The sequence below is a fragment of the Xanthomonas sp. LMC-A-07 genome (genome assembly GCF_030208825.1).
GTDB lineage: Bacteria > Pseudomonadota > Gammaproteobacteria > Xanthomonadales > Xanthomonadaceae > Xanthomonas > Xanthomonas campestris.
Window position 1 is genome coordinate 612,860 of sequence record NZ_JARVTF010000008.1, and the last position, 11,143, is coordinate 624,002.

Annotated in this window: 8 protein-coding genes; 2 read left to right on the plus strand and 6 right to left on the minus strand. The window is 67.1% G+C overall.

Annotated features, from left to right (window positions below; translation table 11 throughout):
• Positions 1–103: 103 nt before the first annotated feature.
• The 3 genes from QRM89_RS10100 to QRM89_RS10110 form a co-directional block, all read right to left on the minus strand.
• Positions 104–3,193, minus strand: coding sequence for an efflux RND transporter permease subunit (locus QRM89_RS10100; protein ID WP_285447930.1), 3,090 nt, complete (start codon positions 3,191–3,193; stop codon positions 104–106).
• The gene (locus tag QRM89_RS10105; protein WP_285447931.1) at positions 3,190–4,305 is read right to left on the minus strand and encodes an efflux RND transporter periplasmic adaptor subunit; all 1,116 of its coding nucleotides are present in this window, start codon (positions 4,303–4,305) and stop codon (positions 3,190–3,192) included. Before QRM89_RS10105 ends, QRM89_RS10100 begins: the two co-directional genes overlap by 4 nt.
• A gap of 75 nt (positions 4,306–4,380) precedes the next feature.
• Positions 4,381–4,998 carry a TetR/AcrR family transcriptional regulator gene (locus QRM89_RS10110; RefSeq protein WP_193552134.1) on the minus strand — a complete coding sequence of 206 codons (618 nt, stop codon included), beginning with the start codon at positions 4,996–4,998 and terminating at the stop codon, positions 4,381–4,383.
• Between the two features lie 90 nt (positions 4,999–5,088).
• Between QRM89_RS10110 and QRM89_RS10115 the strand changes: the two genes are divergently transcribed.
• Positions 5,089–6,561: an efflux transporter outer membrane subunit gene (locus QRM89_RS10115; protein WP_285447932.1), complete on the plus strand. Its 1,473-nt coding sequence runs from the start codon at positions 5,089–5,091 to the stop codon at positions 6,559–6,561.
• 195 nt (positions 6,562–6,756) lie between these two features.
• On the opposite strand, the gene QRM89_RS10120 is transcribed toward QRM89_RS10115, so the two are convergent.
• Complete coding sequence (locus QRM89_RS10120; RefSeq protein WP_115576010.1) at positions 6,757–7,188, minus strand: VirK family protein; 432 nt, start codon at positions 7,186–7,188, stop codon at positions 6,757–6,759.
• A gap of 319 nt (positions 7,189–7,507) precedes the next feature.
• Positions 7,508–8,917 (minus strand): FAD/NAD(P)-binding protein, encoded by a 1,410-nt coding sequence (locus QRM89_RS10125; protein ID WP_285447933.1) that lies wholly within the window; start codon positions 8,915–8,917, stop codon positions 7,508–7,510.
• 329 nt (positions 8,918–9,246) lie between these two features.
• On the opposite strand from QRM89_RS10125, the gene QRM89_RS10130 reads away from it, so the two are divergent.
• Positions 9,247–10,005, plus strand: coding sequence for an SDR family NAD(P)-dependent oxidoreductase (locus tag QRM89_RS10130; RefSeq protein ID WP_285447934.1), 759 nt, complete (start codon positions 9,247–9,249; stop codon positions 10,003–10,005).
• Positions 10,006–10,510: 505 nt separating this feature from the next.
• Here QRM89_RS10130 and QRM89_RS10135 read toward each other — a convergent pair.
• Positions 10,511–11,143 (minus strand): NAD(P)H-binding protein, encoded by a 633-nt coding sequence (locus tag QRM89_RS10135; RefSeq protein WP_285447935.1) that lies wholly within the window; start codon positions 11,141–11,143, stop codon positions 10,511–10,513.

An 11,143-nucleotide genomic window follows, 5' to 3' on the forward strand; every position in this document is an offset into this window, starting at 1 on the left:
CCGCAGCCGCGAGGCCAGGGTGCGTGCGAAAACCGCGATATTTCTGCAGCGCAAACGTGCATTACCGAATCGGCGCCGGCCCGGTGGTCGGCGCCGCGACACCTCAGGCAGGCAGTGGCGCCGGTGCTGCGCTGTGGTTGTCCGGGCGGATCTTGAACCAGATCGAATACATCGCCGGCAGGAACACCAGCGTGAGAATGGTGCCGGCCAGGGTGCCGCCGATCAGCGTGTAGGCCAGCGTGCCCCAGAACACCGAATGGGTGAGCGGGATGAAGGCCAGGATCGCCGCCAGCGCGGTGAGAATCACCGGGCGCGCACGTTGCACAGTGGCTTCCACCAGCGCATGGAACGGGTCCAGACCTTCGGCCTCGTTGTGGTGGATCTGCCCGATCAGGATCAGCGTGTTGCGCATCAGGATGCCCGACAAGGCGATCAAACCCACCAGCGCATTGATGCCGAACGGTTGCTGGAAGGCAATCAACGTTGGCACCACGCCGATCAGGCCGAGCGGGCTGGTGAGAAACACCATCACCATCGCCGAGATCGACCGCACCTGGAAGATGATGATGATCAAGGTGATCGCCAGCATGATCGGGAACAGCGGCAGCATCGCGGCGGTGGCCTTGCCGGATTCCTCGATGGAACCGGCTTCCTTGATGTGATAACCCGGCGGCAGCGAGGCGATGAGCGGCTGCAGTTGCTGGGTGATCGCCGCCGACACATCCGGTGGCTGCAAGGCATCGTCGACATCGCCACCGACGGTGATCGTGGGCACGCGGTCGCGGCGGCGCAGGATCGGCTCTTCCATGCGCACATCCACACTGCCCACCTGCGAGAGCGGGATGCGCTGCCCGTTGGCACCGGCCAGCGTGAAGTCGGCAATGCGCGCCGGATCGAAGCGGATATCGCCCGCCGAACGCGCCACCACCTGCACACTGCGGATGTCTTCGCGCACCAGCGTGATCGGCACGCCGCTGAGCAGGAATTGCAGCTGCTGGGCCACCGCGGACGAGCTCAAGCCCACCGCCTGCAGGCGGTCCTGATCCAGGGTGAAATGCAACGTCGGCGTGCGCGTGCCCCAGTCGGTATTGACGGTGCGCAGCATCGGGCTGTCCTGCATGCGTTGCTTGACCTGCGCGGCGATGTCGCGCACCACGGCCGGGTCGGCGCCGCTCACCCGGTATGCCACCGGAAACTGCGAGTACGGGCCGAAGGTCAGTTGCGTCACCCGCAGGCGCGCTTCCGGAGCCAGGCCTTGTGCAACCGCCTCGCGCAGGCGCAGCTTCAAGGCATCGCGCTCGTGCTGGCTGTCGGTGCGGATCACGATCTTGGCGAACGAGGGATCCGGCAGCTCCGGGCCCATGGCCAGGAAGAAGCGCGGCGCGCCCTGGCCGATATACGCGGTGACAATCTTGGCCTCGGCCTGCTTGGCCAGCCATGCTTCCACCTTGGCGGTGGCCGCGCTGGTCTGGGTGATCGCAGTGCCATAGGGCAGTTGCACTTCGACCAACACTTCAGGGCGATCGGAGATCGGGAAGAACTGTTTCTTGACCACGCCCATGCCCAGGATGGACAGCACGAACAGCCCCACCACCGAGCCTGCCACCAGCCATTTGCGGGCAATCACACGTTCCAGTGCATGGCGGAAACGGTTGTAGCGCGGGGTGTTGTACATCGCCTCGTGGCCGCCTTCGATCTTCTTCAGATCCGGCAGCAACTTGACGCCCAGATACGGCGTAAACACCACCGCCACCACCCACGAGGCGATCAACGCGATGCCGACGATCCAGAACATGTTGCTGGTGTATTCGCCAGCGGTGGAGGCAGCAAAGCCATTGGGCATGAAGCCCACCGCGGTCACCAGCGTGCCGGACAACATCGGTGCGGCGGTGTGGCTCCACGCATACGCCGAGGCGGCAACGCGGCCGTAGCCTTCTTCCATCTTCACCACCATCATTTCGATGGCAATGATGGCGTCGTCCACCAACAGGCCCAGCGCCAGGATCAACGAGCCCAGCGTGATGCGGTCGAAGTTCTTGCCGGTGGCCAGCATCACCACGAACACCGCCGCCAGCGTCAACGGCACCGCCGCTGCCACCACGATGCCCACGCGCCAGCCCATGCTGACGAAGCACACCAGCATCACCACCAGCAGTGCGACGAAGAACTTGGTCATGAACTCGCCCACCGACGCATCGATGTTGACCGCCTGGTCGGTGACCTTGCTCAGCTGCATGCCCAGCGGCAATTCGGCGTTGATGGCGCCCACTTCGGCGTCGAGCGACTTGCCCAGATCCAGGCCATTCCAGCCATCGCGCATGATGATGCCCAGCAACAAGGCCGGCTCGCCGCCGCTGCGGATCATGAACGTGGACGGGTCTTCATAGCCACGTTTGACGGTGGCGATATCGGACAACTTCAGGCTGCGGCCCTGCACCACCAGCGGGGTGTCACGGATCTTCTGCAGGTTGTCGAGCGCGCCGTCCAGGCGAATGAACACATCCGGCCCACGCGTTTCCACCGAGCCGGCCGCCGTCAATGCATTTTGCGCATTGAGCGCGGCAAACACGTCCTGCGGGCTGACGCCCAGCGTGGCCAGGCGATCATGCGAGAACTCGACAAAGATGCGCTCGGGTTGTTCGCCGATGATGTTGACCTTCTTGACGCCAGGCACATGCAACAGGCGTTGGCGCATGGTTTCCGCATCGCGGGCAAGCAACCGTTGCGGCTCGCCCTTGGCCTTGAGCGCAAACAGCGCGAAGGTGACATCGGCGTATTCGTCGTTGACCATCGGCCCGACCACACCGGCCGGCAGGTTGCCGGCTTCGTCGCCGACTTTCTTGCGCGCCTGGTAAAACTGCTCCTGCACTTCACCTGGCGGTGTGCTGTCCAGCAGCGTCAAGGTGGTGAATGCCAGGCCCGGGCGCGTATAGGTTTCCGTGCGGTCGTACCAGCGCAATTCCTGCATGCGCTTTTCGAGTTTTTCGGCCACCTGCTCCTGCATTTCCTGCGGCGTGGCGCCGGGCCAGGCAGTGATGATGGTCATGACCTTGACGGTGAACGCCGGGTCTTCCGCGCGCCCCAGCTTGAGGAAGGCCACCAGGCCCGCCAGCGAGATCAGCACGATCAGGAACAAGGTGATGGAGCGCTCGCGGACCGCCAGCGCGGAGAGATTGAAGCGACCTTCGCTCACGGCTGCGCTCCTGCCGCAGGCGCGGGCTTGGCGGTGGCGCCGGCAACGCGCACGTGCTGCCCGTCGCGCAACAGATGCGCACCCAGCGCAACGATGCGCTCACCGCGCGCGAGCGTGCCGGCGACATTGGCGTGATCGTCATCCAGGCGCAGCACCCGCACCGGCCGCCACGCCACCTTGGCCGGCGTGCCGGCGATCACCCACACGCCCGTGCCCTTGCCGGCATCGAACAGCGCGCCCAGCGGCACCTGCACCCCCGTCTGCGCGGTGGCGGCTTCGGGAATGCGGACGCTCACCGTGGTGCCCAGGGGCGCGTCGGCCAAGGCGCCGCCAAGCACGTAGCGCGCCTCGAAGGTGCGCGTGAGCCGGTCAGCGCTGTCGGACAACTGGCGCAGCGTGGCGGGCTCGGTGACCCCGGCATTGCCGAACAAGGTGGCTTGCGCGGTGGAGCCCACCACCGGCCGCAGCGTCTCCGGCAGCTGGATGATGGCTTCGCGGCGCCCGGCATGCGCCAGCCGCACCACCGGCTGCCCGGCCGCAACCACCTGGCCGGGTTCGACCAGGGTTTCCATAACCACGCCATCGGCGTCGGCCAGCAGGTCGGTGTAGCGGTTGGCGTTGCGCGCCACATCGGCCTGCGCCTGCGCTGCGCTCAACTGCGCCTTGGCGGCATCGGCGGCGGCCTTGATCTGGTCGTAGGCCGAGGCCGAAATGGCGCCGGTACCGCGCAGGTCGCGGTAGCGCGCTTCGTCCTCGCCTGCCTGCTGCGCCCGCGCCCGCGCGGCAGTCACCGCTTCCTGTTGCGCCTGCGCGGCAAGCTTGAGATCGACCGGATCGATCCGCAGCAGCGGCTGGCCGCGGGTCACCCGCTGCCCGGCATCGACCAGGCGCTCAAACACCTTGCCGGAGACGCGGAAACCCAGGTCGCTCTGGACCCGCGCCGCCACCGTGCCGGAAAAGCTGCGCGCCGCCGAACTGGCGTCGCCCACCGTCGCCACCCGCACCAACGGCGTGGCGGTGCGCGGATCAGGCGGGGTCTTGTCGCCACAGCCGGCCAACGCCAGCGGCAGCACACACAGCAGGGATGCAACAACAAGACGGCGCCGACGCATGCGAGTTCCAGTGGAGTTCTAGGATGGCTCGCATCTTGGTACTTGTGACCAAATCAGTCAATAGTCACAAACGAATTAGGGCGACAGGCTGCGCAACACCAGGCCCGACAACAGCCCGGGAACCTCGTCGATGACGTCCAGGCTGTGCTGCATCAGCAACGGATTGGTGTATGGGCGGATCAGTACGTAAAGCGCCCGGGAGGCTTCGTCCAGCGGGGTTTTGCGCTCGAAATCGCCGCTCTGGCGGCCCTGTTGCAGGATCTCCTGCAGCAGCGTCTGCACCCGCTCTTCGTAGGCCACCACCGACTGCCAGCGCTCGGTCGCCGCCGAGGCGGCAATCTCATACAGCTTGCGATCCTGGAAGAACAGCCGGAGGCTCGCCTCCACGATCACCTTGAACATCCGGCGTAATTTCTCCGGTGGCGAATCGGTTTCGTCCACGGCGGCGCGCACCTCGTCCTCGATCTGGCGCAGGCAGTTGCTGCAGATCATCTCGCCAATCGCCTGCTTGGATTCGAAGAACTTGTAGATGTACGCCTTGGAGAAACCGATGGATTTGGCCAGGTCGGAGACGGCGGTCTTCTCGTACCCGTAGCGGCTGAAATGCTCGGTGGCGGCGTTGACGATCTGGTCGCGCACGTCATGGTCGGCCGGGCCGCGGCCGGACACGGGGTAACTGGATGCTTTGTTCATGCGCACAGCTTAACGCTCCCACGCGGGACATACAAAAGTGACCAATCCGTATTATAGTCACTGCACTTCCACTGCCAGACCGGCCCTGCCATGCCCTCTTTGCGCACCCTCACCGTGCTGCTTGCCGCCAGCCTTGCCGGCTGCGCGGTCGGCCCCGAGTACGCTCGCCCCGACGCCCCACTGCCGGACCGTTACCTGGCCCAGGACGCCGCCGAGCAGCGCAGTGCCGCTGCCCCGGTCGATCTGTCGCGCTGGTGGGCCGGCTTTGGCGACCCGGCCCTGGACCGGTATGTCACGGTGGCGCTGGCGCAGAACCTGGATCTGGCCCAGGCCGCCGCGCGCGTGACCCAGGCGCGCGCAGGGCTGGGCGCGGCCAACGCCGCCCTGCTGCCCTCCGGCAGCATCAATGGTCAGGCCACCCGCACCTACCAATCGCTGGAAGCCCCGCTGGGGCAGGTGCTGCGCAACACCCCGGACTTCGACCGCTATGCGAGCGTCTACGAAGCCACCGCCAATGCCAGCTGGGAGATCGATGTGTTCGGGGGGCTGCGCCGTGGCCGCCAGGCGGCACTGGCCGACTACCAGGCCAGCGCCGCCGGTGCGGCCGCCACGCGGCTGGCGGTGGCGGCGCAGACCGCCGACACCTACATCAGCATCCGCGGCCTGCAGGCACGGCTGGCGGTGGCCCAGCGCCAGGTCGCCACCCAACAGCAGCTGCTCGCCATGGTGACGCTACTGCAGGGCAAGGGCCTGGCGGCCGACCTGCAGGTGCATCAGGCGCAGGGCGCGCTGACCCAGGCCCAGGCCGGCGTGCCCGCGCTGGAAACCGCGCTGACCGCCGCGATGAACGCCCTGGACGTGATGCTGGGCGCCACGCCCGGCACCCACCGGGCCGAGCTGGCGGCCAGCACGCCGATCCCGACCGCCCCGCAGGTGACCGGCGCCGCCTCGCCGGGGGACCTGTTGCGGCGGCGGCCGGACCTGATCGTGGCCGAGCGCCGGCTGGCCGCAGCCAACGCGCGCATCGGCGTGGCCATGGCCGAGTACTACCCCAAATTCTCGCTGAGTGGATTGATCGGCAGTGCCACCGCCATCTCCGGCGCCAACCTGTTCACCGGCGACGCCGCGCAGTCGGCGGGCGTGCTCGGGCTGCGCTGGCGGCTGTTCGATTTCGGCCGCATCAACGCGCAGATCGCACAGGCCAAGGGCCAGGAAGCCGAACAGCTGGCCGCCTACCGGCTCGCCGTGCTGCGCGCTACCGAAGATGTGGAAAACGCGCTCACCGCGCTGGTCAAACGCGAGCAGCAGGCCACCGTGCTGGCACAAGGTGTGGACGCGCTGGGCAAGGCACGCGGCGCCTCCGCAGCAGCCTACGAGAAGGGTGTGGTCAGCCTGATCGAAGTCCTCAATGCCGACGACGCCTTGCTGCGCACCTCCGATGCGCAACTGCAGGCGCAGACCGAGGCGGCCCGCAGCGCGGTAGCCGCGTTCAAGGCGCTGGGCGGCGGCTGGGAGAGCACGCCCGCCACCGCAGTGGCGGTGCAGGGACCCGCGCAGCACTGAGGCTGCGCGTACGGTCACGGGCCGTGCAGGGCGATAGCGCTGCCGGTGCCTGCGGCTGTAGTTGCGTGCAGGCTGCAGCTGCAGCGTGACAGCGGAGCACGCGTTAGCGGCCGTGCTCCGTGCGCGGCGCAAAGGCGCCTGCTTGCAGCAGTTCAACAAACCAGCGCGCCTTTTTTAGCAGCACGTGCGAGCGCTTCAATCCGCGTGGAAACGCGCACCCTCATTGAACGCGCACTGATACGCCAGTACCGGGCCGCGCTGCTGCAGACCGGGCAGGTCGTACATGTAAGTGGTGAAACGCACGCTGCCATCCGGACGCAGCTGATAACGCATGAACTGCTGAATCGGCTTGCCGTCGTTGGCCACGGTGAAATGCGCGCCGGAGAAGGCCACGTTGCCGTCCTCGGTGATGCGATACGCATCGATATGGCGGCCGCCACGCGTGCGGCTCACCGGCGTGCCCTCTTCCGGTGTGCAGCGGCTCAAGTCCGTGCTCACGCTGACGTCGTAGCCGGCTTCCAGTGCGGCAAGCACGTCGGTGCGGCTGTTGAGGGTTTCACTGGCGAAGGCGGGCAGCGCGCAGGCGCACAGCGCGGCGGTCACGGCGATAGATGCGGAACGAAACATGGCAAGCTCCAGGCAGACAGGGGAATGAAGCGGCCTGGACTCTAGGCAATCCAGGGCCCACAACATGACCCAGTGCTGTCTGCAGCAGTGCAGTGCGCTACGCATCACGCGGCATGTTTGCGCTGTTTGACGACGGCTGCGCAAAAGTGCGCACCCGATCCACATCGCCGGCTATGCCCATGCGCGCAGAGGCTATGGCGTTGCCAGCCAACTGACGAATGCCATGCCAACCCTTGCCGCATCGCACCGCTGTCATGACTGCCAACATTGATCCGCCTGACATCTCACTGCACGCGCGTGGCGGCAGCCGATCCACACCTTACGGCCTTGCGTTGACCTCGCGCGGTGTGGCGTCGGGTTGCGGCTGTAACGCAGGCGTTGCGCCCTGCAGCAAGCGCTCGGCCAACGCGCGCGTGGCCACACGCAATTCCGGCACCGCAGTGATTTCCCAATAGCGCCCACGCAGCAGCGGCCCCACGCAATACAGCCCCGGCACCACCTGGCCGGCGCCATCGCGCACGCGCAGTTGCGCGTCGGTATCCACGCCCAGGCCAAGCGGATCTGCCCGCAGCAAGCCGGCTTCGCGCATGCCGGCGATCAAGGGGTCGCTGGTGCGGTCGATGTCGGTATCCAGCCCGGTGGCGCGCACCACCGCATCGAAACGGCGGGTCTGCGCATCGGCGCCCCCGCGTGGACGGATCACTGCTTCCACACCGTCCGGCACCCAGCGCGCACGCAACAACCGCGCCGCCACCACCTGCAGCTGCCCGCTGTCTTGCAGCTGCGCCAGTTGGTCGGCCGCACCTGGTGCCACGCGGTGCCGCGCCACTTCCCAATACGGGCGCAAATGGCGCAAAAAGCGCGCGCGTTGGCCCAGCTCCAAACGTTGCCAGAGTGGCTGCAGATGCGGGCGCAGCGCATCCACCACGCGCCGCCAATCGTCCACCACCACGCTCAGTTGGCGCACGCCACGCAACAGGGCGCGCAGATCGGCATCCTTGATGGCCCGTTGCAGATGCGGCGGTAGCTCCAATGCCGCCCCCGGCTGGCGCAGATGCGCCTGCGGTGCCAGGCCGCGCCGCGAGATCGCCAGCAGGCGGCCGCGGTGGCCACGTGCGTGCAAGCTCAGCGCCACGTCCACCATGGTCAGGCCGGTGCCGACGATCAGCACGTCATCGTCGGGCGACAGCCGCGACAACGCATCGCCCTGCCATGGCCAGCCGATGTAGCGCGGGTGCACGCTCAAACGCGGCCCGATGCCGGCCAGTGCCTGCGGCTGCAACGCGCCCACCGCGAGCACCACCTGGTCGGTCTGGAACGCATCGCCATTGGCCAGGAACACACGAAAACCCCGCCGCGCGCGCTCCACTGCCACCGCTTCCTGCGACAACCGCACGACCGACGCCTGCGCCGCGCTGACTGCCGTATCCAGCTCGCTACGCAGATAGTCGCCATAGGCCAGCCGCGGCAGAAATTCCAGCCGTCCCGATTCGCCCAGGTGCAGCGTATCGGCGAAAGCTGCCGGTGCCTGGGCATCGATGCCCAGGTCCTTGGCACGCACGTTGAGCAGATGCTCCGGCCGTGCAGCGCCGTAGGCGATGCCGCTGCCGAAGGTCTCGGCCACACCCACCAGCGTGACGCGTACCTGCGCGTCGGCCCCTTGTGCCAATGCGCGCACCAGCGCACTGCCGCAGAAGCCGGCGCCGATGACCGTGATGTGGGTTTCCATGTGCAGTTCCCGCTCGAAGACCTGCACGTTGTGCCCGCAGCGCTGCGGCGGTGTGTAAACAAATGGTTAGCGGCGCGCATGCGATTGCGCATGAGCACATGCCGCTTGGTGATGAGGATTGCGCTGCGCGGGTCACGCACGACGGGTTGCATTCAGATGACAGCGGGCACTGCCTGGGAAAGGTGCTGCGTCATGGCACGCCGACCGCAGTGCAGCGCCGTGCTGCGCAGAATGACACCGCGCGGTTGCTGCCGGCCGCAGCGCCGTAAGTGCACAGTGGCTGGCATGGCGGTGATCGATAATGCGGCTTTACCAATGCGAGTGCCGCCATGTCCACACCTCCCCCACAACCGCAACGCGTGCTGATCGCCGGCGGCAGCCGCGGGATCGGGCTGGCGATTGCGCAGGCCTTTGTCCAAAGCGGCGCGCAGGTCTCGCTGTGCGCACGCAATCCCAACGGCCTGGCTGACGCCGCTGCCCGGCTCGCAGCGCACGGAGCGCCGGTGCATACGTTTGCCTGCGACCTGGCCGACGCCGCGCAGATCGAGCGCTATGTGCATGCCGCTGCACAGGCGTTGGGCGGCCTGGACGTGGTGGTCAACAACGCCTCCGGCTACGGGCACGGCAATGACGACGAAAGCTGGCAAGCCGGCCTGGATGTCGACCTGATGGCCGCGGTGCGCTGCAACCGCGCCGCAGTGCCGCATCTGCGCCAGAGTGGCGATGCGGTGATCCTCAACATCAGCTCGATCAACGGCCAGCGCCCCACCCCGCGCGCGATCGCCTATTCCACCGCCAAGGCCGCGCTCAACTACTACACCACCACGCTGGCCGCCGAGCTGGCGCGCGACCGCATCCGCGTCAACGCGATCGCACCCGGCTCGATCGAATTCCCCGGCGGGCTGTGGGAACAACGCAGCCGCGACGAACCGGCGTTGTATGCACGCATCCGCGACAGCATTCCGTTCGGCGGCTTCGGGCAGGTGCAGCATGTTGCCGACGCCGCGCTCTTCCTGGCATCGCCACAGGCACGCTGGATCACCGGGCAGGTGCTGGCGGTGGATGGTGGCCAGTCCTTGGGGGTGTGAGGCGTGGTGTGTGGCTGTGTGTTTCGAACCACGTTTGTTTGAGGGCCTGGTAGGAGCGCGCTTGCGCGCGATGAGGCGTTATCGGTGATGCCTCATCGCGCGCAAGCACGCTCCTACAGACAGCGGACTGCGTATGGCTGCAGATCGTGGGCGCTTTGATCTGGCGTGCGATACAGCCTAGGCAGCGCATGCGTGCACGAGATTTCTTCTGCGCGCGGAGTCGTAGGAGCGCGCTTGCGCGCGATGAAGCGTTACCGGTAAAGCCCATCGCGCACGAGCGCGCTCCTACGACGAGCGGGGTTCGCATGCGGCGGATGATGTGCAGCGTGCAGCGTGCTGTGTGGCGTGCCATTACAGCGTCGGCAAGGGCCTGCGCGTACTTGCGCTGGAACTGCTCTGCACGAGAATTTGTAGGAGCGCGCTTGCGCGCGATGAGGTTTCACCGTAGCGCTTCATCGCGCGCGAGCGCGCTCCTACGGGTGCTGTCGCTGGCGCCGCCGCACGCTCAACCAGCCAACTCCGCTGCGCCAACGCTGTGCTCGCCGCGCGCTGGTGCCAGCGCGGCGCTCACCATGGCGGCGGCGATGCGGTCGGCCGGGTTGATGCGCAAACGCCGTGGCAGGATCGGGCCGAGTGCGCCCAGCACCAGGCTGCCGATATGTTCGCCGGTACGACGTTCTTCGCGCTCGCCGCCGATCAGCCCGGGCCGTACGAAGGTCAGCGAAGGGAATCCCACGGCGCGCAGGTCGCGTTCCAGCTCGCCCTTGACGCGGTTGTAGAAGATCCGCGAATCGGTATTGGCGCCTGCTGCCGAATTCAGCACGAACACTGAGGTGCCTTGCGCGCAGGCGGCGCGCGCGATCGCCATCGGGTAGTCATGGTCGATGCGATAAAACGCCTTGCGCGAGCCGGCCTGTTTCATGGTGCTGCCCAGCGCGCAGATGGCCGCTTCCATATGCGGTGCGGTCCAGCTGTCCAGGCGTTCGAAGTCGATCACCTGGTTGCGCAGCTTGGGGTGGATCTGCGTCAACGGCCGGCGCGTGATCGCCACCACGCCGGTGCAGCGCGCATCCGCCAACAATTGCTGCAGGACATGTTTTCCGACCAGACCGGTCGCCCCGGCCAACAACACGTCCAT